Raw genomic sequence first — 26,754 nt, forward strand, 5'->3', positions numbered from 1 at the left:
CATAAAGAAATAGTCATGACTTTAGCCTATGGTAAATAATCCCCCTGTGTGTTGACGATTTATTCTAATATCATTCACCTCATTTAAATATAAAAATAGCTGATCTATAAATGATTGATTCATCTGAGTAGCCAAACTGCACGGAGTATTTTCCCTAATCTTCCAACAACTCAAATAGTCATATATGCTGTAAAAAGTGCTGAAAAAGTTAAGAGCTCAATCCAACCTGTACGGATCAATTCATCCTCATCTCCCTTTTATATATTCATAATGCCTCCTCCATAAAAAGTTCATCGTAAAACGAGGAGTCCTTCTTCAACTAAACTGCTTCGTTAGTTCCACAAGAAAAAAGATCGCCGCAGCAATCCCATTTTTACTCTTGCCCCCCTTAGTCAAATAATGTTATTGAACATCATCTGTACTATGTGCGTTTCCCTTATCCTTATCCTAATACAATACTATATGAGATATTAAGTTTATCCCAAACCCAAGCTTGAAAAATCCTATCTATTTCAATTTTTAGTGCTTCATCATCCAAATCCTCATCAATACTAATTTTTTAAGAGTAAATGTTTCTGTAGCTTCTGTACCTTCATATTTTGTACTACTGAATGAAAAAGTAACTGTCTTACCCATTGGTTCATCTCCTATTTTAACCTTGAATAAATTCACATTTAATTACAGTTTACAGTATTCCTTCTTATTGCACTAAACTGCTCGTTTGTTGAAGAAGAAAAAAGCGATGTCATCTTTAAACATCGCACCCGTTAGCCATCCATGAAGCGCAAAAATCATCGCTTCACCACAAAGAATGAAAATGTATTTAATCCGTCCATACTGCTTCTATGGCTGGGAGAGGAAGGTCGATCAACTATGGTGCCTTAGAGCCCATCCGTTAGTCTGACTCCAACGACCACGGTGCACCACAAACTGTCGCTCCCTTACGGGAAGCACTCATGGTAGATTAATCCTAATTCTGATTGTTGCACCAGCCTCCAATTTTCAAGCCTAGAAAGGAAGATTTCAATGGATGTAATCATTGAAAGAGCTTGTGGTTTGGATGTCCATAAGGACAATATCACAGCTTGTATTATGACTTCACAAGGAAAGGAGGTTCAAACATTTTCTACTAAAACAGTTTTTCTATTAAAGTTATTGGACTGGATTAAGGAGAATAATTGTACGCACGTAGCTATGGAAAGCACGAGTGTTTATTGGAAACCTATTGTTAACTTATTAGAGTCCGAAGGAATCGAGTTTTTAGTGGTCAATGCTCAACACATGAAGGCACTTCCAGGACGAAAAACGGATGTAAAGGATGCCGAATGGATAGCTCAACTTCTTCGCCATGGACTACTGAAAGCAAGTTTCATTCCCGATCGAAATCAAAGAGAACTGCGTGAACTAGTTCGCTATCGAAGAAGTATTATTGAAGAACGAGCCAGACAACATAATCGAATTCAAAAAGTTTTAGAAGGTGCCAATATCAAACTAGGTTCCGTTGTTTCTGATATTATGGGAGTCTCATCCAAGGATATGCTTCGAGCAATCGCAGATGGTGAAGACAACCCTGAAAAACTAGCAAACTTCGCTCGTCGTACAATGAAGCGGAAAAAAGAAGAACTAGAATTAGCTCTTCAGGGATATGTAAACCCACACCAACGTTTGATGTTGAAAACCATTTTAACTCACATTGATTTTCTAAGTGAGCAAATTGAAATTTTGGATCAAGAGATAGCTAAAAGAGTAAGCTCTTATCAAGAAGACATAGAACGACTCGATTCTATTCCTGGTATCGCCACAAGAATGGCTGAGCAGATCTTAGCTGAAATAGGAACGGATGTTGGAAACCAATTTCCGACTGCGGCACATCTATGTTCATGGGCTGCCTTAGTTCCTGGACATAATGAAAGTGCGGGTAAAAGAAAATCTAGTAAGTCTAAAAAAGGAAATAAATACTTAAGATCAGCATTAACAGAAGCAGCTCAATCAGTAAGAGGGTCAAAAAACTATCTTGGTGCACTGTATAGACGCACAGCTGGACGAAAAGGAAAGAAAAGGGCAGCAATTGTAGTCGCTCATGCGATGTTGCGAATCGCATATTACCTTCTAACCCGAAAAGAAATGTATGTTGACTTAGGCGAAGATTATTTTGATAAACAAAGACAAGTATCAATTGTACGCCATTCAGTTCGGAGATTAGAAAACTTAGGTTATACTGTGACAATTAGCGAAGCTTCCTAATTCAAAATTTGTAGTCCATAAACACCTTGATCAGGCGCCCCGCTCTTTTTTTTAAAAATCATTGAGCTGGGTCTATTTAAGTATTGTCATTTTCCGGTTCTTACAGAAGTTAATTTTCATGGTAGTTGAAAAAGAAATCACATTTCAAAGTAGGAAATTCTTCATTGTAATCTATAAAGCACTGCTTCATTATTTTTGCATCTGAAGGCAACTTTTTTTCGAAACCAGACCATCCAATAAACACAAGTTTATTAGGCATACTAATAAGTCCTGTTATCGCATCCCAAAACGCATCCCAATTTTCTCCATAGAAGTCAGGGAACTCAAGCTTTTCTTTAAGAAGCAAATGTAATTCATTTGCAGTTTGGACATTACTTATATCAATAGTTACCATTGATTCACGTTTATTACTCAATTAACACACCTCGATGAAGTTATTCACCTTACATTTTATCATTCTTATCTAAAATGCCCTTCTCCTTATTGAAGTAACCTGCATCGTTAGTGGAACAATCAAAAAAGATTGCCATAGCAACCCTTTAGTTTAATAAACTTTTTGATTTTAATTCTATAATATCTACCAACTCATCTATGGTTCCAAAGCACTTTTCAATTTCAGGTAATTGATAAAATGTACTGGTTGTTTCAAGGTTATCTACTTCTTTGTTCGGTGAATAAAGATAAATTTTTTTGTTATTCCCAATTGCAATACCTAGTTCAATATGGCTTCCTTTTCCTGCTGGTAATAAAACTACAACAAAATCAGATTCTATTACAGCATTTTTCTCCTTTTGACCTATCACCTTTAGTTCTTCCAATGTTGTAACATTTTCATTTAAAGTCCAATCATAAGTATGAATATACCCTTTTTCTTTTAATTTTTTACTAACATACCTAACGCTATCTATATTTTTAAAGCTTGATGCAATATAAAATTTCATTATTTCTCCTCACTTATTGATTTCAATTTTAAAATTATAATCTTAACATCTCTTATTAAGCTATCCTGCATCGTTACTTCAATAAAAAAAGCGACCCCTCGTTATTGAAGAATCGCACCAGTTAGTTGCATAAATAATAAACCTTTATTTGCACGGATTGGAACACATTTACGGCAGAATTAAGAGTTTATTAGCCTTTCCCTGCGATGGATCTGAAGCATATACTACAAACATTAAAATTTTTTAGGCTGATTTTGTTTGGTCTTTTTTTTCTGAAAACAATAGCCTAGCAGAAGTTAATCGGTTTCGAATTAAGACACCAATCCACGAAGCAAGGGCAGCCTTGATTAATCCAACAATGATAAACGGAGTAAATCCTCCTGCAAAAGCAGCTGGCCAAGAAAGCTCGGCAGCAATCTTTAGCCAAGCAGTGCCGAATGCCAAAGTAACGAGCATTCCAATACTATTAGCAATCACAGCATTCTTGAAGTTGAAGGCTGTTTTTTCCATAAACCATCCGATTAGGAAGGTAGCTGGAAGGAAGCCAACTAAATAACCTCCAGTGGGTCCGATAAGCTTTGAAACTCCACCTGAAAATTCAGCGAATACAGGTACTCCTGCAGAACCAATAATTAAATATAAAATGACCGATAAGGTTCCATAACGAGAACCTAGGATTGTTGCTGCTAAGCCAATGGCAAGGGTTTGTCCTGTAATTGGAACGAGCGGAAGTGGAATTGTAATTTGAGCCATTACACCAATGATTGCAGCAAAAAGTGCTGTCACAATCATCATTCTTAATTTCAATTGTGGATTTGTCATCTGTTTCTCCCTTTCGAATGTAAACTAATTTTTATATTCGGTTAACAATTAAACTATATTTATATTTTAAAAATTTGTCAACCCAAAAAAAGAGGTGCCAGTGCACCTCCGAGGATTTATTTTGAAATATCTGAAAGGGTTTCAAATGAAACATAAAAAGAAATTGCATTTGATCCAACTTGTTGAACTAAACTGCACCGTTAGTCGAATAAGAAAAAGGCTGCTTATTTGCAGCCATATCTTTTAGTCTCTATGTCCATACCCAATCAATTGATGTGATTTTACATCTGCATAAACTAATATTCCACCTATTGTCGATTATCATTTGAAGGATAGTCAATAATGTAAACTTCTTTGCCAATAAAAGTTTTGTCTAAATTATATCCCATATCCTCTCTAAGGACTCTTTGATATACAGTAGCATCTTTCCAAGACCCTTGGATTTGCATTTTATGTTCTTCTGTAAGTCGGTTCCAAACAGCCTCCCTGACATCTAATGCATTGGTTTCAATACTTTGAACTTCCTTCGAATTTTGGTTGTACTGTTTTTCTTCTGTTTTTTCGTCACCCGCTTGTTGTTGACAACCAATAAGTACAAAAGATAAAAAAAAGTAAGATAGAACATTTAGAGTTAACTTTTTCAAAAAGATTCACACCTCCAAATATATTTTATAGCCCAAAATATATAATCTAGGGTATATATTCTATGTTTTTAAATGCTATTCCTTCTTCAACTAAGCTGACCTGTTACTGGAATAATAAAAGGGATCGCCGCAGCCATCCGTGATTTGAATGACAATTTCCTTCTTCAACTATCCTGCATCTTTAAGCTCAATAAGTAAAGCTGCCAAAATGACAGCTTCGATCTTCAACTATCGCATCCATAGCTTAAGTACATTGCTTCACAAAATGGAAACTAAATCTTTATCTTTCGGAAAAAGAAAAACAATGCTGTTCTCAATAGCATTGATTATCTAAAGCGAAAAATATTATCTTTTAACTGCTTTTAAGATGAAATAAATTATTACTGCACTTACTCAAACAGATAGTAGTAATGGAACCCAAGTTCCTATAATAGCACTCAAATGTAATTCCTCCTTAAATGTTATATACGGAGTATAGATTAAAAGGATTCAAATGTTATTTTCTTTTTAAGGTTTCCTGCCCTTTAGTTCAACAAAAAAGGGCTGCCGCAGCGACCCCTATTGTTCGAGTATAGCACCCGTTACTTTAAGTACAATTTTTCACAATCAATAAATTTTATCTTGTGACAGCAATTCATAATGTAAGAGAATATTATTAGTAGGCGATACCTACACGTGATTTTATATAATTGATACTTTCAATCTGCTTATATGTAAATTCTGCTGTATCCGATACGTATATACTATCTCCACCCACCGGCAAAAAATCACGTTCCACACGATATTCACCTATACTTTCTCCATCCGGTAAATATGTAGGACATACAATAGTCCATTCGAGTGTTGATTGTTTAAGCATATCGTAAACTTTATGATGTTCTTCTGCTGCACGGGTTGATTTACGTTTTGATTCACTTGACTGATAACGGAGTACGGTTGGTGTAGTTCTACTTTGTAAGATCCCTGCAGTTCCTATCGTGATAATTCGTTGTATACCTTCGTTTTCCATTGCATTGATAATTAGTGGCATACTTTCTGATAGAGTGGTTGTGCCATCAGTATTTAGTGCACTAATAACTACATCAATCCCATGCATTGAACATACTATATCATTTTTATTTAAAACATTCCCTTGAATAATGGTTAAATTTTCACTACTTATTTGAATCTTCTCTGGTGTGCGAACTAATACAGTAACATGATGTCTATCATGAAGGGCATAAGTTACTATTTGACTTCCAACTCGTCCAGTTGCACCTAAAATTAAAATATTCAAAGTAAAATCCTCCTTTTTACGCAAAGAACCGTAGGGACGGTTCTAGTGGTCTACTTTTTCCATTTTGTGCTATGAAAACCGCCATCTATTCTACTCTTGTTAATTTGACCATGAGAACCGTCCCCGTGGTTTCCCGTCCACATAAATCAAGAAAATAAATCTGGTTTTTCCTTTAGTAAATGATTTAGCAAGTCTGTCATTTTTACTGTGTCACATACTCTTACTGTTGCATCGCCAAATTGCCCTTTGTACATAGCTTGATTAGTTAGAAAAATATCTTCAACTCGACCGTATTTTTCAGAGGTATGACCATAATGTCTTCTTTGCGGTATGGAAATTTCCGTTTTATCCGGTAATATTGTATAAAGCATTTCGTGATCATCGGTCAATCGACCTGGTATTTCAAGCCATTCCTCGACTCCATGAATATATGTACATCTTCGTAAATCGACTCCGATTAACAAGATGGCTGCCTTCTGATCGAGTAATTTCCCCCAACTTGATTCCCGTGCACAAGGTGTGTCGAATTGTTCATTTCCCGCAATAAATTCATGTGCTTCTTTTCCCAGGGCTGCTACCGAATGCGTTGGATGCCATGAGCGAACAACACCCGGACGGTTTCGAAACAGTTCCGTTAATATACCGACACAAGATGGTGAGTCATTGACATAAAATCGAGGATTCTCCGCATTAATATACGACCATGTATGGGTAGGAAAAACCAAAAGACCATTTTTCATATATTCTGAAAGTGCATCAAGGACAGTATCCGCCCCACCCTCTACCTGCCCAATACTTTTCATGGATGAATGAACAAGTAATGTTCCATTTTCGTCGATTCCCAACTCTTTAAGCTGATTTAATAAATCTTTTTTCCTGTACATCCCATTCAACCTTTCAATCCTTTAATATACCAAAAGAATACCATAGTAGGTTTATTTGTCTATGTTTCCTGGAGAAATGCAGGATATTGAGATAGATTTCTTATAAAAAAATCTAATTATTACTCACAACACAAATCCCCTATAATCAGCAAACTGAATCAATCCTGTCAGGGTAGAAATGTGCCATTTCTATATGCTCCTTACTTTCGTCCGTTTAGGTGATTATCTCCTCCTCTCGAGCTTTAATATACGACGGGTCTATCACCACATCATCATTTAGAATTCTATTAATGGTATAGAGACTGAAAATATAAAAAAGAGCCAAGCATCTTCCAATTCCATGGATGTGCTTGGCACTATGTATTGTTTCAATGTATTGTATGATGATCATTAATGTGCAGGGACTACCCTTCAATGCTGCTCGGAAATCCGCCCTTTTTTGTTTTAGAACAATAATTGGGCTTATTTTTTAGAATCGAAACGTTATTTTCCTCGTCAAAATAATTGAGGTGATTAGATAACATGAAAAAATTCAAACGTTTCATGCAAGTTGTTCTCTGTACAGTGTTGATCGGGTCGGTATCTTATTTCGGTAGTGGGACTGCATTTGCCGCGGATCAATATATAACCATAAAGAAAGGTGATACATTATATAGCATCTCGAAGAAATACAATATTTCCGTTGAAGATTTAAAGGAATACAACCAATTAAAAAGTAATAAAATCATTTCTGGTCAAACGTTAATCATTCCGGATTTTGAACAAACCAAACCATTGTATGTAGCAGTCGCTGGTTCGTTTAGCAAGAATAGTAATGCAGATAAGCGTGTCGCTTTTTTGAAAAAGAAAGAGATTGAAGCGATCGTCATTAAAAAAGTGATAAATGGTAAAACGTATTATCGCGTTCAGGCTGGTGCTTTTTCGAGTAAATCAAAAGCGGAGAAAATGATCAAGAAGTTAAAGAATAACGGGATAAAAGATGCTTTCTTATTAACTGAGAAGCCTCTCCATATTAATGGAATCACAGTAGGGTCTTCTTACAATCAGCTTGTTCAAAAATTCGGGCAACCCCTCAAAACTGAGAATGATAAAAATACAAGGTCACTATATTATGAACATGATGGTGCAGGAGTTCGTGTAATAATCAATACTGGCAATGGTTCCATTGAACAGCTGCAAGTGTTTCCAGAATTTCTGAAAACAACTTCCATCCCAAATGAGAAAGATAAAATCCTTCATGCTTACGGCAACCCGAATGAAGTTAACATCGTAAGTTGCTATGAAAGTGCCACTTGTGAACAAATCATTTATCGATTTAATAAAAACCAATTAATCGTTCAGATTGATCGCGATGGAAAGACCGTTCAGTATTTAGATTTACGAAAAACAAAATAAAAAAGAACCGTAGGGACGGTTCTAGTGGTCTACTTTTGACCATGAGAACCGTCCCCGCGGTTTTTCCCGGTTTTTTTTAAAAAATGCCTTTCCCTTATAATCACATCCTATTTAAGGAAAGCTAACCAGTAACGATTATGCTTTTTTGCAACTAAGGGGGGATAACGATGCATGGTAAGCTCTCATTACTAAAAGAGGATCTTCTCCGATTGATCAATCATATGGATGTGGCCGTGTGGATTATTAATATGCAGACGAACAAGGCATTTTTCTCTGAAGGTTTTTTGAAAATATTTGGCCGATCACCAGAGGAATTTTACCAAGATGTGGGTCTTTGGGAGAAGACCATACATCCGGAGGATTTAGCGGTTGTCCAAAAACGCAAATCAGAGAAACAAAATGGTCAAGTTACAATTGATGAGTATCGGATCATTACTCCAAATGGAGATGTACGTTGGGTGCAGGACCGCGGTATCCCTTACAAAGATAGTGATAAGCAAAATATCTATATTGGTATCATCTTTGACATTACGGAACGAAAATTGGCCGATGAAAAAATCAAATATTTGGCCTATCACGATGATTTGACTGGCTTACCCAATAGAAAGTTTTTCAATGAACATCTTAACACGACGATAAAGAATGCTAAATGGAATGATACTTTCACCCTTCTATTCATTGATTTAGACAGGTTTAAAATCGTAAATGATTCACTTGGCCACAATATAGGTGATCAATTACTCAATGAAGTTGGACAACGTATCAAAAGCAGCGTTCGTTCTCAAGACATCGTAGCCCACCATGCAGGGGATGAGTTTATTATTTTAATTGAAAATGTCTCAAAGGATGAGACTGACATCATAGCAGAACGAATTTTGTCTTCACTTGAGGCTCCCTTTTTTATAACGGGAAATGAAATTTTCATAAGTGCCAGTATCGGCATAAGCAGCTATCCAGTGGACGGCAGTAATTCTGAAACCTTAATAAAAAATGCGGATACGGCTATGTACGATGCAAAGTATTATGGAAAGAATAACTCCAAATACTATTCATTAGACATAGAAAATGCAAATAATCGTAAAATGTCGATTATCAATGGCCTACATAAAGCGCTTGAAAACAAAGAATTTGAGTTATATTACCAACCGAAAATCATCACTACCTCTCAATCCGTCTATGGAGTTGAAGCATTATTAAGATGGACTCATCCGAAACTTGGACCGATTTCACCAGCAGAGTTTATTCCACTAGCGGAAGAAACTGGATTGATTATCCCGTTAGGTGATTGGGTAATGCAGGAGGCTTGTAAGAATTTTAAAGATTGGGAATTAAAAGGGTTCGCCCCTCAATGTGTGTGTATTAATATCTCACCAAGACAACTCAGGGATCCACAACTATTGAACAAAATAAAGAACATTTTAGAAGAATATCATGTTATCCCTCAACACTTTGAAATAGAAATAACTGAAAGTGTGGCCATTGATAACTTCGATGACACGATCTCAAAACTGAATCAGATAAGGAAAACGGGGGTTAGAGTAGCGTTGGATGATTTCGGAACAGGCTACTCTTCGCTTAATTATTTAAGACAATTCCCTCTTGATGCTTTGAAGATCGACCGGACTTTTATCCATGAGGTTATGTTTAATTCGCAAACAGCCGCCATTGTAAAAACAATCATCTCGATTGCCCATAGTTTAAATCTGCCCGTCATTGCCGAAGGAGTAGAAACAGAAGAACAATTCAACTTCCTATATGATTTAAATTGCGACTTTATTCAAGGTTTTCTCATTAGTCCACCAGTACCCCTTAATAAAATAGAAGAAATTCTTAAAACAAATACAAGCCCTAAATAGGATGGGCTTGTATTTGCTTCTTCAGGAAAGTCTTTACGTAAATCTATTCCTCAACGAATGGTTGAAGAGCAAACCTCTATTAAAGTCTTACTCTTTTTAAACTAATTTATTTCAATTCCCAGTGAGTTAGATAGTAAATTATATACTAACAAAGAACCTTTTGTATGTTAATATATAATGGTTGATTTTTTTTCAGGAAGAAAATTTTCATGTTTGATGTGTTAATAGAATGGCAAGTTCCCATAACAAAAATGACGAATTGAATGACCATGAATGAGAGGCTGATAGAATGCTTGTAAGTAAAGAACTCTTTCTTAAATTTATAAAATACAGTGTTGTGGGCTGCATAAGCATACTCATTTATTTTCTGTCAGTATTTGTATTGGTAGAAGTTTTTGGCAAAAACCCCATTTTTGGATCAGCTGTTGCCTTTATCATTATGAGTTATTTTTCATTTCTACTAAACAGGAAGTTTACCTTTGGGAGCGACTTCTCTTACAATAAATTGTTACGTTTTCTCGCTGTTTCAGCTGTTGGTTTTACATTGAATTTTTTCATTATGTTCATAGTAGTAAATGGTTTTTCTCTTCATTATTCGATAGGAGAGTTGGTAACAACATTGGTAATTCCTATCATCAATTTTTTATTAAATAACTATTGGACATTTAAATAAGACATTTTAAAAGCAGGGATCTTAATGGATCCCCGCTTATTTATTATGGCCGAATTTCAAGAGGCAATGTTAATTTGAGATTAATATAAACAGAGTGTTAAATAATTTGATTAACCCCCAAGATTAACCAGAAAAGCAATACTACAGTCACCTTTCCTTTAGATCCTCTGTTCTCAACAGCCATCAGTATGCAAAGGATGGTAAAGAGAATAAATCCTATAACTCTTAATGCCTCGACATATTGTGTTGTATTCTGTAACGCTATAATAATGACAGCTAACATAAATAGAACTATCAAAATTGTTTTTGTACTCTTCATATAGGAAACTCCTTCTAGTTCTTATTCCATATTTTACAAACTATTATATCGGGAAATTTTAGAATATTCTATATAATAAGTGAGCAACAAAAAGCAGAACAAACATGTCAAATAATTTATTTGATAATTTCTACTGCTGTGTTTTTGAAAACAAAAACTCTATCTGTATAATTCAGTACCAATTCCATAAAATATTTCCAGAATAGATATGAAAAATTGAAGGTATTTCCTTTGGGTATCTTTAGGAAAGCAAAAACCAACACATTAACCGCTGCTGAAGTATCCGCTCTATGGCTTCAGTATTTAGGAGATAGTATGGCAATATGTGTTTACAAATATTTTCTTACCATTGTTGAAAACGAAGAGATAGAACCCATTTTAGAAGCCGCGTTACAGTTAGCTGAGAGCCATGTTTTGAAAATCACTGAATTCTTAAAAGATGCTGAATTTCAAGTACCAATTGGATTTACAGAGAGTGACGTGAATGTTAATGCCCCACGTCTCTTTTCTGACCAATTTTTACTTTTTTACTCCTATATAATGACCATACATGGGATATCCGCCTATAGCTTAGCTATTACTAACTTGGAGCGACAAGACCTTCAAAATTATTTTTTTGAATGTACGACATCCTCTAAGGAATTGTTCCAAAAAATAGTGGAATTGGCTAAAAATCAGCCAAAATTCTCAAGTGTCCCATCCATTCCTTCACCAGATATGCCGCAGTTTATGGATTCACCAGGATTCATTGAAAATTTAGTTTGAGACAAAAGACCATTAAATAGTTCCGAAATCAGCACCCTTTTCTTTAATTCAACGAAAACTGGATTTGTCAGTTCGTTAAGTTTGGCATTTAGTCAGGTGGCAGTACGGGAAGACGTTCGTAATTTTTTGTTAAAAAATGTTAAATTAGCAGGGAAAGATGCTCAAAGCTTTGACGCAATTTTACAAGAGGATTATTTGCCAATACCTGAGAAATGGGATAATGAAATTACAAATTCTACTGTAAGTCCTTTTTCTGACAAATTGATCATGTTTCATGCAGGGTTTTTAGTAAATGCGGCTCTTACTTATTATGGTGCATCCATTGGTACCAGCTTCAGAACCGATATTATCGCGAACTATTCTAAAGTATTTACCCATGCTATGGAAGCTGGTGCACTTTCTTTCAATATTATGGTTAAACATGGTTGGTTTGAAAAACAGCCTGTAGCGATTGACAGAAAATCATTGGCACAAGGTTCAGAGAAGTGAGATGGAATGGTGGGACCTCCACACATTTTAAACAAAAAGTGCTCAGAGCGAAAGATCTCTGAGCATTCTATTTATGGCTTATTCAATAGGCACACCCATTAAATCCCGTGTGCGTCACAAAATTCAACCTGCTCCAGATGTTGATTTCGTTCCTTTTTGCTAGATTTTCCTCCTTCCTAAAGTGTTCAAGGTATTTATAGGGGGGATTCATGATATAAGCGACTCGGGCGTATCCTTCTTTTAGCAGTGTTCCTTGAATCGATTCTCCATTGACAAATACATAGGCTAACAGTCGTCCGTAGGTATCTCTTGTGTGTTCCTGTTCCAACTCCAAGGTTAATTTACCGCTTTTTACTAGCTCGCTATTCCGTACATATGCTTCCTTTGCATAGAGTTGGACACATATTCTTGGATTTTTTGATTCGGGTGTATCAACCAACAAATAGCGGACCGTTTCTAATTTTCCGTTAACCTTCACTTTAATGGTATCTCCATCCACGATATTGACTAAAGTAATAGGTACCTCACTTACTTGCTGTTCAGTCACCTCCACTGGGGATGATTTTTCTTTCTGTGGTGGCGATGAATAAAATGCTATACAGGTGGCTGCTGCGATTATGGAGATAGCACCCGTTCGTTTTCTCATAAATCCTCCCTCCTTGCTAACTCTTGTGCTCCTCAATTTTTCCTGTTATCTCATTGTAATTCACAGTAATGATTCCAACCGGACCATTTCGTTCTCTTGATAAGCGTCAATTTCTACTACCGTTAGTACTAGGTTCCGTTAAAGTGTCGTCCATTTCTTGAATTTCAGTATCTATGTATGCATTCGTTACATCATATTTTCCATTGGCGGCTTGTTTCCAAAAAGATTCATAGAGGCTGCGAATGTCCTGCTTTTGAATGGTTTCCGAAACATATTGAATTAAAGAAAGATCCTCGATACCCTTAAGCTCGGAAATAATACAATCCATCATCGGTTTCCCGCCTCTTTCCAGGTTATATTTCCCCCAGTATTTCATCGCTAGTTCTCTCGTTTCAGGATTGTAACGAATCAACTTGTGATGAGAAATGAAGCGTTCAATCAACAAAATAACACTTTCAATGGTATAACCCATATCAAAAGCCATACGTTTATTCGTGATTTTATAAATTCCTGTTTGAGTTGTGCATGGATTCGTAAGAAGATAAAGGTAAAAATATTTATCCTCCGGGGTCATCTCCTCCGATACCATTGGGATGTCCCAAAATTCCGTACGTACCATTCTAAACTTTGCCATCTTCAACCACTGCCCTTCTTCTATTAAATGACCTTACATAAGACATATATAGTTTTTGGAGGCAAACGGACATGGTGCTTCATATTAATATGTGAATGTTATGTGACAAAAATATTTTTAGATGCAAAATTGATCCCAAGATATGCGATGAACAAGTATGACCGTGGGGACGGTTCTTTTGGTCCAACCTTGAGCATCATCGTTGTGGAGATCCCATGAGAACCTTACCAGTAAAACTTATATTTTTTTTCGCAGTTTTGTCTGGGGTTTTAGAGTACCTGACCGGACTTCGATCACGACAAATTCCCCTTATCTAGTTACTACATCCATCTTTTGCTGCTGATCTACTTTATTTTTTGAGATTTATTGACCCTATAATCCATATATCTAATTCCAATAACTTTAGAATATATCCGGCACTTAGTTAACATAATATAATTATGCATTCTCAATTAATAGATGCTGTTAAAATTAATGTTCGGATATCAAAATTAATTAGCGATCCAAACATCAACTATTTCTTATAAATCTTGTTATAAAAAATTTTTAGAATCTCTATGAATGGATTTTTCTCTATACCTGGATAAAAGACTTGTTGTTGTTTTTCTTTTTTCTTTTCTTTTTGTCCCCGTTTCGTATAACGTTACGTCCTTCTATCGTCAGGCTCTACACTCAGGATTTATTTTTGTTATTTCATTTTTGTTGGTTGTATGAATGTTTTTAGGACGAAATAATTCTCTACTCCCCTTCCCCTTCCGTTTTCTATTAAAGGTATTACCTGCCTTCATTATCCGTTCACAATACTGTAACAACTTCTTGCAAACCACCATGTCCTTTTACCCTCTGGATTTATATATAGAGGGTAGAAAGGTTGGTGCATTATTATGAATTTAAAATCAGGTAGAATTGAAGGGTTCGAACAGTATTCTCAGTTTAAAAGTGTGAAGGAGTTCAACACGCATATCGAGATGTGGTTGGCGGTAAAGAAGCAGGAGTTTTCGAAGGGTGAGCTTGTTGGATTGAAACGTCTTGTTCGTTTTTCCGCAAAAGTTCCTGGGGTTAGTAATGCAAAGATTGGAACGCTGCTAAAAGCGATCAATGAAGAATATCAAGGGAATGGAATCTCCCGCTCTACTTTTAAACGGATGATCCTCAAAGCAAAAGAATTAGGAATTCTCACCATCTATGAAACAGAACGAAAAAATGGCTCCCAGTCTAGTAATCTATACAGCTTTAATCGTTTCCCACAAAGTGAACCACCCAAAGCGAAAAAATTGAACCAGCCTAAAGAAACTAATAATCTTTTAAAAACAAATAATCAAAAGATTAATAAACGTAACGAAGCGGCGATTGAACTCGATCACACTTTTGTTAGAGATAAAGTTCCTCAGGCTTTTGTTCAATCCGTAAAATACTTCTTTTCTGATGCAAAGACGATCGAAGAATACTGGCATATGGTCCAAATTGCTGCTTTTCGTTTTGAATATGATCAAAATACAGATGACATTCTCAGTATCGCGATTCAGTCTTTTAAGCAATTAATCCGTAAACTGAAATCTACTAAATCCGTTGTAAAACCAATTGCCTTCTTTTATGGAATTCTAACCAACAAATTAAAAGAGTTTACTCTCAGTCAATATACTGAAGTTAGTGAATATAAACCGATCCGATATGTGCTGGAAACAGGCGAAGTCATGTACTATGATTGGCTGCACAATGAATCCTAATTTTGGGGAGTAAACACAAAAAAACAGCGAAGTCTCATTACTAACTTCACTGCTTAACGAAGAGATTCGCACGATCATTCCCAGGTGTGGTACCACTATTTTAGTATATACCTGATTGAATTACCGTAAACTATCTAGTAAAATTTGATAACTTTATCGCTGGTGGAGTTTTTCTCTCTGTCCCAATCCAAACTAAACCAAATATAATAACAATTCCGCCAACTATTTGTGCTGCCCAAATAGGTTCTTTGAAAAATAATGCACCCGCAACCGTAGCCGCCGCTGGTACGAAGTAACGGAAGAAATTCGCTTTCGCAGCACCAACACGTTTCATCGATATATTCCAAACAACAATGGCAACCACCGTACACATGAGCACATTATAGGCAACGGCTCCCCATGTAATGATTGATAGATTGTCCCACTGGATCATGCTCCATTTATCGAATGTAAAAGGAACTAAGAATAATGAGCCAAAAAAAATGAACCATGTGGTCACGCGAAGAGGCGAGTATTTTTCCATCAGCGGCATGGTGGCCAAATTAAATAATGCACCAATTAAACTTATGGCTAGCGCAATGTAGTTTCCAATCATATACTCAGAACTGAGGTCAAATCCATCCTTTCCGCCAAGGATGATCATCGTTACTCCGGCTAAAGCGATGAATCCTCCCGTTACTACTCTAGCTGTTATCTTTTCACGAATAAATAATGGTGCAAAGAGCGCAGCAAAAATGGGCCATGGAGCAACATTTAATAAAGAGGCATTCGCAAGTGTTGTATACTTGATCGAATACATAACCATCATTTCTAACGCCGTGATCCCAATGAGTCCAATAAAGGCTAATTTTAGCAAATCTTTTTTCTCTACTCTTACACTGCCTTCTGTCCATTTTAACATCAGAAACAATACAGGCAAAGCTAGTCCAAATCTTAGAAATACAAACACCTCAGCGGGAAACACTTCCATTGCCCAACGAGAAACCCCAAAATTAACTCCCCAAACAATCGATACAAAAATCAAGCCCAAATAATAATACAGATTTGACGCCATGATATCTCCTTCTAGACCAAGGGACTCACTATTATCGAAACAAGTTTGAGTTAAGAAAACGTCCCTTTGGAAACCTCTTATTTTTTATTTAATTGTATGCAAAAAGAAACAGATACAGTTCTGCTTCTTCTTTCTTTATGATTTTAACTTATCAGATTTATAATGCTACTTCGGCTTTGTTGATATCAGAATCTCCATCCGACTCCTTCAAATATTGTAAAATGCGCTCGGCCATTCGTTTATAACCAGTAGTATTTGGGTGGAATTCATCTTCAGCTAGTAAATCGATAGTGGATTGACTAAAAAGGTCACTTGTTGGAATATAACTTACATTCTCATATTCTTCCGTAAGTGCTTTCCCGTCATTATTCCAATTGTCGATAATCATGCCAAGTTCTTTGATTTCACCAAAGTGCCGCTCAAAAGGATTATAAAAACCGATTAAATAAATTTGGATATCTGGATTCAAATTATTTATTTTATCAAAAATGGCTGTTAATCGTTTCCTATATTCCACTCTTTCTTCCTGAAAAGGTTCCATTGTCACGTTCAGAAAATTGGATTTTAATACTTTCATAATATCGTTCGCACCAATGGTGATGAGAACAATGTCAGCTTCTTTTATGGCAGCGGAAATGTCTTCCCTTTCCAGCCGTTTTAGTAATTGATCGGATCGATTCCCTTTTTTTCCAAAATTATCTACCGTAATATTTAGATTGTTGTCTTCAAATGTGTTGTTGAGGATACCGACGTAGCCTCCATTCTCCGATTCATCTCCAACCCCTTCTGTTAAAGAGTCACCGATAGCCACAATTCTTTGATCTTTTATTAATAAATCTAAAGCACCTTCTACAACTTCCCGAACCTTAGCCTTTACCTCATGTGTAATGGAGTTATCATTCTCTTCTTCCACTTTGATTTGTTTCTGTACTTCCACTGCTGTACGATTAGCGTCAGGTTCTTCTTGTTTTTCTTCTTGCTCATGTTTAACAAATGCGGTTGTCTCAACACTTTCCAGTTTACGGTCTGGCAGCAAGACATATAGCAACACACCCACAAATATAATACCTATAATAATAAATATTGCTGTCTTTAATCTCTGCAAATCACATCACACCTAGTATTCATGTAGTATTATAATCTATGAAAAAATTATCATAATTGTACAATTTCTTTATTTTAACATGCAGGACAACTTTACGATAGACAGCAAATTTTCGAAAGACTATCCCTTGAGTGATACTCGGAGGTTCTAAGGCATTCCTAGTAACTTTGTAATTGTTAAAAAAATAGCCCAATCCAAATTGGACTGCGCTACTTTCTGCTTTTTAATTATTCATCATAGCTTACTTTTATTTGAAACTTTGATGTGGACTATCAACCAATAAATTGCTTTAATAGCTGATTAAACTTGTCACGTTCTTCCCAGAAAGCACCATGACCGCTGAATTGAAATGGAACAAGTTGTGAATTTCTTATATTTTTATTAAGTTCATGAGCTTGTGTAAATGGAATAACTTTGTCGTGAATACCGTGGACGATTAAGGTAGGGACATGTATTTTGGGCAAATCTGTATAAAGTTTTTCATCTCTTAGTGTAATGATGATCGCTGCCGTTGACCAACCTGCTGCTTGTAACCCCAATTGAAGAAACCACTCCGAAAATGAGCTCGATATATATTGAAAGAAAAAGGAATCTGTTACTTCCCGCATCATCTTAGGACGGTCATTTAACGCTTGAGTAAGGAAATTTGTTGCAGTTTCTGTCGTAAAGCCGATAGGAGCAGCAGCGTCAACAAGAACAAGGTTGGATACTCCGAAACCATTCTGTCGGGACATATATCGAATTGCGATTGCTCCACCTGTGGAGTGACCTACAAGAGTGAAATTGGCTAATTGAAGTACGCCAACTACTGTACGTATATCATCTGCCAATTGATCAAAATTGTATCCACCAATTGGCTTATCCGACTTTCCGAACCCTCTCCAATCAATTCCGATACAGCGGTATCCCATTAAGGGAAGAACATCAAATTGATACTCAAACTGCTTATGGCTTAACGGCCAACCATGTAAAAACACTATCGTCTTACTGCCCTGTGGATGAATATCTTCTACATATAATTTTACACCTGATTCTACAGTAACATAGTATCCCACACCAATCCCCCCTAAAATAGCTTTAACAATAAGATATTCATTAATGATCATTAGGTGAATACCTATGATTTGTTTGAATGACTTGAAGGTGGTAATATCCTACATTAACTATGCTCTTATTAAAAAGTTGCCACAGGTTGTTTAAGTGAAGTATTTCACATTCTTTCAAAAAAAGAGTCGCCAAGCAACTCCTTAGACAAGTCGGAAGTGAAATGAGCTTATATATCCAAACTATTGATGATCGCTAATATCTGATGATCTGTCCATTTACCATTAATCTTTAGATTTTCTCTAGCTATACCTTCTTTCATAAACCCTGCTTTTCTAATAGACGGATAGATGCTCTATTGTCAGGCATAGCCCCTGCTTCAATTCTATGTAGTTTAATTCTATAAAAGCAAAGTCTACAACCAGTTGAAGAGCTTCTGTGGTATAGCCCTTTCCATTATGCTCCTTATCTAAAGTAAATCCTGTACAACAGCTCTGGAGGTCTCCCCTAGCAATTTTAGTTAATGAAATGTCTCCGATAAGTTTATCAGATGTTTTTAAAAAGATTCCAAAAGCATATAATTGCCCTTCATATAAAAATCACAATTACACAGAATTAAATAAAAATTAGCGAGGTTAGTAAGGTAAAATAATAAAATCATTAAAAAATGAAAAGATAGGACATGTTTTTTGGTGCATTTGATAACTATCTGATTTTTAAAATGATTTTCCCTTTAGCCCTTCCCAACTGCGCATATTCCATCGCCTTTTGAGCATCTTTAAAAGGAAAAACTCTATCAATTACAGGTTTGATTTTACCTGACTCTATAAACTCTGCAATAATACGTAATTGATTTCCACTTGGATTCATAAACAAAAACGTATATTGAACATTATGCTTTTTTTCAAGTGCTGTAAGTTTACTACTTGCTGCTGAGAACAACAGTGTTTTAAAAAATCCTGAACCATATTCTTTGGCAAAACGAGCATTCGGTAAACCCGAATCGGAAACAATCTTTCCTCCGTCTTTTAAAACATCAAATGATTTTTCGAGTATCTTGCCCCCAAGTGTATCAAATACTGTATCATAATTTTCCAGTCTATCTTCAAATTTTTCTGTCTTATAATTAATAATTTCATCTGCACCAAGAGATTTTACTAAATTCGTACCGGCTTCACTTGCAGTTGTTGCAACAGTGGCACCCATTAATTTTGCCAGTTGAATAGCAAAGGTACCGACACCACCAGCCCCAGCCTGAATCAAAATCTTTTGTCCTCTTTGTAATTGCAGGATGTCATGTAGGGCTTGATAAGTCGTTAACCCAACCAGTGGGATCGATGCGGCTTCCTCAAAGCTCAAATTTTTAGGTTTTAAGGCGATGTCATTTTCATGAATGGAGATATATTCCGCAAACGTACCAATTTTACTCTTACGTGGACGTCCATATATTTCATCTCCAACTTTAAAACGAGTAACTTTTGCGCCAACCTTTACCACGACTCCAGAAAAGTCATTCCCAAGGATAAGAGGCATTCTGTATTTTACTAACAATTTCACTTTCCCATCGCGGATTTTAAAATCAACAGGATTAATACTAGCTGCATAAATTTCTGCGAGTACCTCATATTCACCCAATTCAGGTGTGGGCATTTCTACCAAACGCATAGGGACTTTCCCATACCGATCAATAACCATTGCTTTCATTGCCTATACCTCCAAATAATGTATGTTTAAATGTCTCATTTCAATAAAAGTTCTCCATTAACTTTTCAATATCCAACACAAGCGTTTTTAATAAACCTAATTTTGTACGTACATTTATATAGTAAAAGTTTTTTGTTCCTTCTTTTCGCATTAAAATAACACCGGCATCTCTCAAAATCTTAAGATGATGTGACACAGCAGGTCGAGAAAGATGTGTTTGTTCAGTGATTTCACCTACACGTAATCCTGTTTGACAATCCGTTCCCATTAAAACCATTAAGATAGATTGACGTGTTTCATCACCAATCGCCAATAGTACCTTTTGACAATTAATAAAATCCTCTTTGATAATATTTAGTTGGTCATGTTTATTCATGCAATTGAATACCTCCAATGATCAGTTGAATTGTTTAAGTTGACGAACCATATCCTCGAATACAACCATAAACTATGCTTGTATTCGGTGCAATATTGAGAAAGAAAATCGAGACGAATCACGTCTTAGAAATGGCATATCATATACCTTTAATGTTCAGGAACTTAAGAAAGAATACTAAATTTGATGAATCACTCTCCAAATTGAAACAATTTTCTTATTCCACTAACCCCGTTAGTACAACAAGAAAAAAGACCGCTGCAGCGATCCCATCTTAAGCACTTCTCACCCGTTACTTTAAGTACATTTCTACACAATCTAATAACATTACAAAAGTGTATTTTTATAATAGTTAAAAGATATGTTCGAGTTCGAGGACTGTTTTTGTCACTAAGTCTAATTTTTCTTTTAATATTTTGCCAAGCACCATTCTTTCGTTTCTTGGTCGGCAAAGGATGCTTCTACACTATTTAAATAAATTTGCCAGTAATCTACTTCGCTTAGATTAAATTCTTTGTTAACTAGACGGATTTCTTTTGCCATTGTAGTATCAGATACTGTTCTGTTATCCGTATTAATTGTTACTTTTATTCCATCTTTATGAAACTTATAAATCGGATGTTCAGAATAATGATGAACAGCTTTCGTTTGGACATTACTTGTTGGACACATTTCAAGCACTACCTGTCTTTCTTTCACGATCTTATAAGCTTCAGCACATTCTTTAATAAATACCCCATGTCCTACTCTTTCAGCACCCAACAGTTCAACAGCTTCTAGAACGTTTTTCCCGATTCCCGTTTCACCGGCATGAATAGTGACTCTATAGCCATATTGTTTGGCTAAGAGAATCGGCTCTACGAATCTTTCACAAAAACCTTCTTCTTCCGATGCACATAGGTCAATTGCCACTACGCCTTTTCCTAGGAACTTTTTCCCCTTTTCCACCACCTCAAATGCGCTTTCTACAGACATCGTCCTCATACAAGACAAGATTATATTTCCTTTTATTTCGTAACAGCTTTCAGCTTCCCTCATCCCCTCTATAACAGATTGAATAACTTCTTCAACATCAAGCCCTTTTAATGTGTGGAGTAACGGGGCAAATCTGACTTCCATATATTTCACATTTTCCCTTGTTGCATCCTCAAATAACTCAAAAGTAATTCTTCTTAAGTTCTCCTTGGACTGCATGACCAAATTAGGAAGAGAAAATCTTTTTAAGTACTCATCAAGGGATTCACATTCTAACGGAGCAATCAGTTCCTTTTGCAGTTCATTCTTATCAAATGAGGGTAAATGAATGCCTTCCTTCTGGGCAATATCGATAATAGTTTCAATCCTAAGGCTTCCATCTAGATGACAGTGAAGTTCAATTTTTGGCAATGATAAAAAGTTCATTTTTGACCTCCTGGAATATATTTTTAGATTAAAATACAGAAAAAAAAATTCCTGACTACGAAGAAAATACAAATCTTGTACTTTCTTCGTAATCAGGAATTTCGGTTCCTGGTAGAGACCTCCAAACCATATTATTGGAGTTATACGAAATTTTATTTAATTCATTAACGTTTTTTAAAGGATAATAAAAAAAGTTTAGATTGTCAACATGGTACCTAACGTCGATCATTCATTTTGTTCATTGTAAAAGCATTTTCTACAATAAAAATTATTATTTGCTTTCTTCATACAGATAGGTAAGGGTTTGAAGTTATCGCTCCCTTTTCCCCCCGTTCACACCGTACATGAGACTTTCACCTCATACGGCGTTCCAACTAATCCAATTCGATTTAATCATCAACACTTCAGAAATCGTAGCCCCTTCCGTGTCTCAATTCTTCCGTTTTAATAAGTCTGTGCCTCCCGTAGGAGGTGAACCTCTATTAGTCTCACAAGAACCTTATTAACCGATAAAGATTTGCCTTGCATGTTTAAATGATTCTTCATTAGTCTAGTGGCTATCCCTCCAGGCTGATTAGACCTTTCTTTGGTACTGTGCCACCACTTTCACTGATAAAAAGACAAGTTATACAATAACTAATGTCATTATTGCTTTCCTTGCCAACGCTTCTTCGGGAGTAAGCCCTCCACGTTATCAGCTTACAACGTTGAATTATATCTATTATAGAATGAACGTAGGTGCTTCCTGTAAGCCTGTTAGCATTCATACGCCTGTAACGTATCATGGATTTTCATATTAGTTAGTCTTACTCATCCACATCTAACCTCACAATTTGGTGATATACACATTTCTATGTATCGCAGGTATAGACCCGTACATTCGGAAGTTCGTCAGCTTAACCATTTCTTTTAGGTTTATTCGCATTCTCACCATATTCATTCAACTCAAGCATCATGATTTACACCACCCCATCGGGTAGGCTTTCGTCAGCTTAACCTGTTACGGTAAATTCTCACGCCTTTTCGCCGAGCTTATAACACTATCATTCTTACTAACCCCAGTGCTATTCGACTAAGAGAGACCCCTTCAGGGCGTTACCCCATCATTTGATTCTTCCACATAATCCTTCAGTTCCGACAGGAACTGTCTAGCCTTTACCTGAGTAATGTGACCATCCTCCATTTAAGCTAGAAACATTTCGCACAACTAAACTGCATCGTTAGTTGAATAGTCTCTTCTTTTGTATTTCTTAAAAAGATAAAAGACAAAAGGTTTCTTTCCTAATGTCTTTTATCTTTAAAGTTTATTTAGTCGGGTTGTGGATTTAAGCAATCATTACATGTAGTGAGTAAATCATTTACCAATGGGTTCCCATTTTCATTGAATAAAGCACACGTTTCAGTAGCAGGAATACATTCTCTTTCTTCTGTAAGGGTATCAGGATTGAAATAAACGCAACAACGAATTGTTTGTAATCCCAAGATTTATCACCTCCATTTAAAACAAATTTAGTACATCAATATTACATGTAGAGGAGGTTAAATCCGACACGGCGATAGTAAGGGGATATAGATACTTTTATTAATTTTTAATTTAACTTTTACTTATAAAGATCATTACAATACCTTACACCTAAACTGCCACGTTAGTGGAACAATGAAAAAGTCGCAGCAGCGACCACATCTTAAACAAAAGCACCCATTAGTTTAAGTATATTTTTTCACAATCTAATAATTATTTCTCATGTTTAATTTCTTTTTTCGGATTACAACTGAATAATTCAGCAAAAAAAACCGACTTAATGTCGGTTTTCAAATTGATTTTTATTTTGTTTATGAAATTGCATTAACAAGTTGGGTCAGTGATTCGTTGATTGGAGCAACTGGACGACCAAGAACTTTCTCAAAATCATTGCTTTCAACTTCTAGTGAACCGTTCCGAATGCTTTCTTGAATTCCTATTACTATCGGAATCACAAAATCAGGTAAACCTAAGCCTTTCATGATCTCTGCATATTTTTCGTCGCTAACTTGTTGTACAGGTACTTCTTTACCCAATACATTACCAAGAGCAGATGCCAATTCTTCTTGAGTTAAAAGTGGACCAGAAAGTTCATATACTGTATTTTCGTGACCACTTCCAACAAGAACTGCTGCCGCTGCATCTGCGTAATCTTGTTGCAGTGCCCAGCCTACTTTACCTTCTCCAGCAGATGTTACCCAAGGAGTTCCTGCCATAGCTCCTTGAATGCTTCCAATTTCATTTTCCAAATACCAATTGTTACGCAAGAAAGAATATGGGATACCTGTCTTAATGATGGCTGCTTCTGTCGCAACATGAGGAGGAGCCATTATATTTTTGCTTTCTGTTGCATTTGCTAAACTTGTGTAAGCAATAAATTTTACCCCTGCATGTTCAGCTGCTCGGACAGAATTAGTATGTTGACGAATTCTCGTTTCATTGTCACCATCCGCAGAAATAATTAATAAGCGGTCAATCCCTTTAAAAGCATTTTCTAATGTTTCTGGATGATCAAAATCTCCATGACGAACTTCCACCCCACGACTACGAAGTCCTTCTGCTTTCTCTGGGTTTCTAACACTTACTGCCAACTCTCTTGCAGGTATAGATTTCAATAATGATTCTACAACCTTTGAACCTAATTTCCCTGTTGCTCCTGTAACTAATATTTTCATTTTGTCTTCCTCCAATTCAGATTTCCCTGTAACAATATCGATTACATGTAATAATTTTAATTACATGTAATCGATTTGTCAACATGTATGCAAAATGCTATTTATTATTTTTTTCGTAATTTGGTATAATAAACTTGTAATCAAATTAATTACATGATGAAGAAATAAAATCAATAACGGAAAAGTTAATAGGGGTGGTGAAGAACATGTCCATTAGCAGCCGATTTGCTGTCGGAATTCATATATTGACTCTAATTGAATTTAATAAAGAAGGAGTAACATCTTCTGAATTTTTAGCTTCAAGTGTTAACACAAACCCAGCCGTGATAAGAAAACTAATGGGAATGTTAAAAAAAGCTGGTTTGATAGAGGTACATCCAGGTATTGCAGGGGCTAAACTTGCAAAGGAATTATCTGATATTACACTGTTCGATGTTTATAAGGCAGTGAATGTTGTACAGGAGAAAGAATTGTTTAGTATACATGAAAGTCCACATCCTGATTGTCCCGTAGGCAGGAACATCCAGAATACAATTGAACCTTTATTCACAACAGCTCAATTGGCAATGGAAAAGGTTTTAAGAAATGTTACTTTAGAAGATGTTGTGAAGGATATTACTAATAAAGAAAATATCTGTTAAAAGAGGCTTTCCCATAAGGTGTCTGACTCCTTATGGGAAAACCTCTTCTCTTTGTTCTTCAACTAACCTCCCGTTACTTCAATAAGAAAAGCCTCCAGTATTGGAAGCCTTTTATCTTTTTATTTATAAATCTTTCTGGTCAACATTTAGTTCAATCAAATTACCATCTGGATCCGCACAGAAAATTTGAGCGAATCCACTTTTTCCGTACGGTTTTTCAATGATTTCAACTTCATTTTGTTTTAACCATGTAAGAGTGTCATAGTAGTTCTCGACTCTAAGAGCAAAGTGACCTTCTCTACTGGATAAGCTTTTATCCTGCCGAATTGTCTGTGAAGAGGGATCGACTATCAAGTGGATTTGCTTTCCCTCTATTTCATACCAGGCACCCGCAAAATCAAAATCAGGACGAGGTATTTCTTTTAAACATAAAGTATTCCCATAGAAATCTTTTGCTCTTTTCAAATTGGTGACGGTAAGACTTACATGATGGAGGCATTTATATTTAATCAAAACCTTCACTTCTTTCATTTCAATTAATTTAATTTTTACTTTAGTCGTTTCCGACTAAGATGAACAACTCGGACCGCAAACGAAGCACTTTGAATGAACAGCTTGATTATGTAAATTAAACAATTCGACAACTAGATACATAATCCATTTTCCACCTTTACCGCTCCTCTAGCTGAATGCAGCAGCAACCCCCACTGTTGAACAAACGCACCCGTTACTTTAAGTGTAATCCTTCACAAATTATAGTTGTAACGGTTTAAGAGGTGTTTCAATGAGGATTAAAGAATTAAAATAGTAGTCAATCATTTACAAGCGGATTGGATTTGCCATTTTATCATATAAATTAGCAAGAGGCTTTTATAAAAATGTAAAAAAAGGTGGGGTTCTATGGAAAACGGAGAATTGAGTACTAACCCGAAGTACAAAGGTATTGGAGGTTGGTTAATTTTAGTTATCATTGGTTTAATAATAACACTATTTATCTCTTCAATTCATATCTATTATCAAACGGTGCATCTTCTACCCAAATATTGGCCTGGTTCCAATGAATATCACCCTTTATGGGGTACCTACGTTATTTTTATACTTGTCTATGAAATTCTTCTCGTATTAGTACCTGTAATTCTACTTGTATTGATGTTTAGAAAAAGTCGTTTGTTTCCGAAAGCTATGATTTTCTTTTTAATTAGTGAAACAGTTTTGGATCTTATATCTGCAGTTCTCGTTTTAATTATTTATACCAATGTTGATGGTTATACTTTTATTAGATTTGTTTTTCTTATCGTAACTGCATTGATATGGGTTCCATATTTTCTTGTATCCAAAAGAGTGAAAGCCACTTTTTTGAATGTAAATTTTGAAAATAAAGAAGCAGCTACCACTGATACTACCTTACACCACTAAT

At 35.8% G+C, this 26,754-nt stretch carries 26 protein-coding genes, 2 pseudogenes and 1 riboswitch; of the genes and pseudogenes, 9 read left to right on the forward strand and 19 right to left on the reverse strand.

Going from position 1 to position 26,754, the window contains the following annotated elements; all coding sequences use genetic code 11:
- Window positions 1-1,026: 1,026 nt before the first annotated feature.
- A complete protein-coding gene (locus QUG14_RS04430; RefSeq protein WP_289339157.1) occupies window positions 1,027-2,244 on the forward strand; it encodes an IS110 family RNA-guided transposase in 1,218 nt (405 codons plus the stop codon).
- A 109-nt stretch (window positions 2,245-2,353) separates the two neighbouring features.
- Here the strand turns inward: QUG14_RS04430 and QUG14_RS04435 are convergent, their stop codons facing one another.
- The 6 genes from QUG14_RS04435 to QUG14_RS04460 all read right to left on the reverse strand — a co-directional run bounded on the left by QUG14_RS04435 (window position 2,354) and on the right by QUG14_RS04460 (window position 6,811).
- Window positions 2,354-2,659 carry a barstar family protein gene (locus QUG14_RS04435; protein ID WP_289339322.1) on the reverse strand — a complete coding sequence of 102 codons (306 nt, stop codon included), beginning with the start codon at window positions 2,657-2,659 and terminating at the stop codon, window positions 2,354-2,356.
- A gap of 124 nt (window positions 2,660-2,783) precedes the next feature.
- Complete coding sequence (locus QUG14_RS04440; protein ID WP_289339323.1) at window positions 2,784-3,185, reverse strand: TIR domain-containing protein; 402 nt, start codon at window positions 3,183-3,185, stop codon at window positions 2,784-2,786.
- Between the two features lie 243 nt (window positions 3,186-3,428).
- Window positions 3,429-4,007 carry a biotin transporter BioY gene (locus tag QUG14_RS04445; protein WP_289339324.1) on the reverse strand — a complete coding sequence of 193 codons (579 nt, stop codon included), beginning with the start codon at window positions 4,005-4,007 and terminating at the stop codon, window positions 3,429-3,431.
- A 308-nt stretch (window positions 4,008-4,315) separates the two neighbouring features.
- The gene (locus QUG14_RS04450; protein WP_289339325.1) at window positions 4,316-4,651 is read right to left on the reverse strand and encodes a hypothetical protein; all 336 of its coding nucleotides are present in this window, start codon (window positions 4,649-4,651) and stop codon (window positions 4,316-4,318) included.
- A gap of 655 nt (window positions 4,652-5,306) precedes the next feature.
- On the reverse strand, window positions 5,307-5,927 hold the full coding sequence (locus QUG14_RS04455) for an NAD(P)-dependent oxidoreductase (protein ID WP_289339326.1): 621 nt from the start codon (window positions 5,925-5,927) through the stop codon (window positions 5,307-5,309).
- 146 nt (window positions 5,928-6,073) lie between these two features.
- Window positions 6,074-6,811, reverse strand: a complete 738-nt coding sequence (locus QUG14_RS04460; RefSeq protein WP_289339327.1) for an AAC(3) family N-acetyltransferase — start codon at window positions 6,809-6,811, stop codon at window positions 6,074-6,076.
- Window positions 6,812-7,333: 522 nt separating this feature from the next.
- Here QUG14_RS04460 and QUG14_RS04465 point away from each other — a divergent pair.
- The 3 genes from QUG14_RS04465 to QUG14_RS04475 all read left to right on the forward strand — a co-directional run bounded on the left by QUG14_RS04465 (window position 7,334) and on the right by QUG14_RS04475 (window position 10,735).
- Entirely contained in the window at window positions 7,334-8,206 is an 873-nt protein-coding gene (locus tag QUG14_RS04465; RefSeq protein ID WP_289339328.1) for a LysM peptidoglycan-binding domain-containing protein, read from the forward strand.
- A gap of 167 nt (window positions 8,207-8,373) precedes the next feature.
- Entirely contained in the window at window positions 8,374-10,062 is a 1,689-nt protein-coding gene (locus QUG14_RS04470; protein WP_289339329.1) for a putative bifunctional diguanylate cyclase/phosphodiesterase, read from the forward strand.
- A 289-nt stretch (window positions 10,063-10,351) separates the two neighbouring features.
- Window positions 10,352-10,735 (forward strand): GtrA family protein, encoded by a 384-nt coding sequence (locus tag QUG14_RS04475; protein ID WP_289339330.1) that lies wholly within the window; start codon window positions 10,352-10,354, stop codon window positions 10,733-10,735.
- A 97-nt stretch (window positions 10,736-10,832) separates the two neighbouring features.
- Here the strand turns inward: QUG14_RS04475 and QUG14_RS04480 are convergent, their stop codons facing one another.
- Window positions 10,833-11,054 (reverse strand): hypothetical protein, encoded by a 222-nt coding sequence (locus tag QUG14_RS04480; protein WP_289339331.1) that lies wholly within the window; start codon window positions 11,052-11,054, stop codon window positions 10,833-10,835.
- 231 nt (window positions 11,055-11,285) lie between these two features.
- Here QUG14_RS04480 and QUG14_RS04485 point away from each other — a divergent pair, with 231 nt between their 5' ends.
- Both QUG14_RS04485 and QUG14_RS04490 read left to right on the forward strand, forming a co-directional pair.
- Entirely contained in the window at window positions 11,286-11,819 is a 534-nt protein-coding gene (locus tag QUG14_RS04485; protein ID WP_289339332.1) for a DUF3231 family protein, read from the forward strand.
- Window positions 11,820-11,834: 15 nt separating this feature from the next.
- A pseudogene (locus tag QUG14_RS04490) lies at window positions 11,835-12,308 on the forward strand (DUF3231 family protein); the annotation flags it as partial.
- A gap of 82 nt (window positions 12,309-12,390) precedes the next feature.
- Here the strand turns inward: QUG14_RS04490 and QUG14_RS04495 are convergent.
- Complete coding sequence (locus tag QUG14_RS04495) at window positions 12,391-12,954, reverse strand: thermonuclease family protein (RefSeq protein ID WP_289339333.1); 564 nt, start codon at window positions 12,952-12,954, stop codon at window positions 12,391-12,393.
- A 106-nt stretch (window positions 12,955-13,060) separates the two neighbouring features.
- Window positions 13,061-13,594 carry a hypothetical protein gene (locus QUG14_RS04500; protein WP_289339334.1) on the reverse strand — a complete coding sequence of 178 codons (534 nt, stop codon included), beginning with the start codon at window positions 13,592-13,594 and terminating at the stop codon, window positions 13,061-13,063.
- A gap of 878 nt (window positions 13,595-14,472) precedes the next feature.
- On the opposite strand from QUG14_RS04500, the gene QUG14_RS04505 reads away from it, so the two are divergent.
- Window positions 14,473-15,315 carry a GNAT family N-acetyltransferase gene (locus QUG14_RS04505; protein WP_289339335.1) on the forward strand — a complete coding sequence of 281 codons (843 nt, stop codon included), beginning with the start codon at window positions 14,473-14,475 and terminating at the stop codon, window positions 15,313-15,315.
- 130 nt (window positions 15,316-15,445) lie between these two features.
- Here the strand turns inward: QUG14_RS04505 and QUG14_RS04510 are convergent, their stop codons facing one another.
- From QUG14_RS04510 to QUG14_RS04550, 9 genes and pseudogenes are all read right to left on the reverse strand, one after another.
- Window positions 15,446-16,369 carry a DMT family transporter gene (locus QUG14_RS04510; RefSeq protein ID WP_289339336.1) on the reverse strand — a complete coding sequence of 308 codons (924 nt, stop codon included), beginning with the start codon at window positions 16,367-16,369 and terminating at the stop codon, window positions 15,446-15,448.
- A gap of 157 nt (window positions 16,370-16,526) precedes the next feature.
- A complete protein-coding gene (locus tag QUG14_RS04515; protein WP_289339337.1) occupies window positions 16,527-17,474 on the reverse strand; it encodes an SGNH/GDSL hydrolase family protein in 948 nt (315 codons plus the stop codon).
- A gap of 272 nt (window positions 17,475-17,746) precedes the next feature.
- The gene (locus tag QUG14_RS04520; protein ID WP_289339338.1) at window positions 17,747-18,529 is read right to left on the reverse strand and encodes an alpha/beta fold hydrolase; all 783 of its coding nucleotides are present in this window, start codon (window positions 18,527-18,529) and stop codon (window positions 17,747-17,749) included.
- 218 nt (window positions 18,530-18,747) lie between these two features.
- A pseudogene (locus tag QUG14_RS04525) lies at window positions 18,748-19,108 on the reverse strand (GNAT family N-acetyltransferase); the annotation flags it as partial.
- A gap of 115 nt (window positions 19,109-19,223) precedes the next feature.
- Window positions 19,224-20,222, reverse strand: coding sequence for an NADP-dependent oxidoreductase (locus QUG14_RS04530; RefSeq protein ID WP_289339339.1), 999 nt, complete (start codon window positions 20,220-20,222; stop codon window positions 19,224-19,226).
- 40 nt (window positions 20,223-20,262) lie between these two features.
- Window positions 20,263-20,598: an ArsR/SmtB family transcription factor gene (locus QUG14_RS04535; RefSeq protein WP_289339340.1), complete on the reverse strand. Its 336-nt coding sequence runs from the start codon at window positions 20,596-20,598 to the stop codon at window positions 20,263-20,265.
- A 408-nt stretch (window positions 20,599-21,006) separates the two neighbouring features.
- Entirely contained in the window at window positions 21,007-21,999 is a 993-nt protein-coding gene (gene add, locus QUG14_RS04540) for an adenosine deaminase (protein WP_289339341.1), read from the reverse strand.
- A 69-nt stretch (window positions 22,000-22,068) separates the two neighbouring features.
- Window positions 22,069-22,167, reverse strand: a riboswitch (purine riboswitch).
- 1,140 nt (window positions 22,168-23,307) lie between these two features.
- A complete protein-coding gene (locus QUG14_RS04545; protein ID WP_289339342.1) occupies window positions 23,308-23,481 on the reverse strand; it encodes a hypothetical protein in 174 nt (57 codons plus the stop codon).
- Between the two features lie 351 nt (window positions 23,482-23,832).
- On the reverse strand, window positions 23,833-24,696 hold the full coding sequence (locus QUG14_RS04550) for an SDR family oxidoreductase (protein WP_289339343.1): 864 nt from the start codon (window positions 24,694-24,696) through the stop codon (window positions 23,833-23,835).
- Window positions 24,697-24,902: 206 nt separating this feature from the next.
- On the opposite strand from QUG14_RS04550, the gene QUG14_RS04555 reads away from it, so the two are divergent.
- On the forward strand, window positions 24,903-25,337 hold the full coding sequence (locus tag QUG14_RS04555; protein WP_283951656.1) for an Rrf2 family transcriptional regulator: 435 nt from the start codon (window positions 24,903-24,905) through the stop codon (window positions 25,335-25,337).
- Between the two features lie 123 nt (window positions 25,338-25,460).
- On the opposite strand, the gene QUG14_RS04560 is transcribed toward QUG14_RS04555, so the two are convergent.
- A complete protein-coding gene (locus QUG14_RS04560; protein ID WP_070875759.1) occupies window positions 25,461-25,850 on the reverse strand; it encodes a VOC family protein in 390 nt (129 codons plus the stop codon).
- Window positions 25,851-26,237: 387 nt separating this feature from the next.
- Here QUG14_RS04560 and QUG14_RS04565 point away from each other — a divergent pair, with 387 nt between their 5' ends.
- Complete coding sequence (locus QUG14_RS04565; RefSeq protein ID WP_289339344.1) at window positions 26,238-26,753, forward strand: DUF2569 domain-containing protein; 516 nt, start codon at window positions 26,238-26,240, stop codon at window positions 26,751-26,753.
- Window position 26,754 lies beyond the last annotated feature (1 nt).

The sequence above is a fragment of the Neobacillus sp. CF12 genome (assembly GCF_030348765.1).
Taxonomy (GTDB): Bacteria; Bacillota; Bacilli; order Bacillales; family Cytobacillaceae; genus Neobacillus.

Excerpts from the sequence above, each read along its gene's own strand:
- QUG14_RS04430 (WP_289339157.1), top strand. The coding sequence starts at position 1,027 with ATGGATGTAATCATTGAAAGAGCTTGTGGTTTGGATGTCCATAAGGAC.
- QUG14_RS04440 (WP_289339323.1), bottom strand. The coding sequence starts at position 3,185 with ATGAAATTTTATATTGCATCAAGCTTTAAAAATATAGATAGCGTTAGG.
- QUG14_RS04445 (WP_289339324.1), bottom strand. The coding sequence starts at position 4,007 with ATGACAAATCCACAATTGAAATTAAGAATGATGATTGTGACAGCACTT.
- QUG14_RS04460 (WP_289339327.1), bottom strand. The coding sequence starts at position 6,811 with ATGTACAGGAAAAAAGATTTATTAAATCAGCTTAAAGAGTTGGGAATC.
- QUG14_RS04465 (WP_289339328.1), top strand. The coding sequence starts at position 7,334 with ATGAAAAAATTCAAACGTTTCATGCAAGTTGTTCTCTGTACAGTGTTG.
- QUG14_RS04470 (WP_289339329.1), top strand. The coding sequence starts at position 8,374 with ATGCATGGTAAGCTCTCATTACTAAAAGAGGATCTTCTCCGATTGATC.
- QUG14_RS04475 (WP_289339330.1), top strand. The coding sequence starts at position 10,352 with ATGCTTGTAAGTAAAGAACTCTTTCTTAAATTTATAAAATACAGTGTT.
- QUG14_RS04480 (WP_289339331.1), bottom strand. The coding sequence starts at position 11,054 with ATGAAGAGTACAAAAACAATTTTGATAGTTCTATTTATGTTAGCTGTC.
- QUG14_RS04495 (WP_289339333.1), bottom strand. The coding sequence starts at position 12,954 with ATGAGAAAACGAACGGGTGCTATCTCCATAATCGCAGCAGCCACCTGT.
- QUG14_RS04505 (WP_289339335.1), top strand. The coding sequence starts at position 14,473 with ATGAATTTAAAATCAGGTAGAATTGAAGGGTTCGAACAGTATTCTCAG.
- QUG14_RS04510 (WP_289339336.1), bottom strand. The coding sequence starts at position 16,369 with ATGGCGTCAAATCTGTATTATTATTTGGGCTTGATTTTTGTATCGATT.
- QUG14_RS04530 (WP_289339339.1), bottom strand. The coding sequence starts at position 20,222 with ATGAAAGCAATGGTTATTGATCGGTATGGGAAAGTCCCTATGCGTTTG.
- QUG14_RS04535 (WP_289339340.1), bottom strand. The coding sequence starts at position 20,598 with ATGAATAAACATGACCAACTAAATATTATCAAAGAGGATTTTATTAAT.
- add (WP_289339341.1), bottom strand. The coding sequence starts at position 21,999 with ATGAACTTTTTATCATTGCCAAAAATTGAACTTCACTGTCATCTAGAT.
- QUG14_RS04550 (WP_289339343.1), bottom strand. The coding sequence starts at position 24,696 with ATGAAAATATTAGTTACAGGAGCAACAGGGAAATTAGGTTCAAAGGTT.
- QUG14_RS04555 (WP_283951656.1), top strand. The coding sequence starts at position 24,903 with ATGTCCATTAGCAGCCGATTTGCTGTCGGAATTCATATATTGACTCTA.
- QUG14_RS04565 (WP_289339344.1), top strand. The coding sequence starts at position 26,238 with ATGGAAAACGGAGAATTGAGTACTAACCCGAAGTACAAAGGTATTGGA.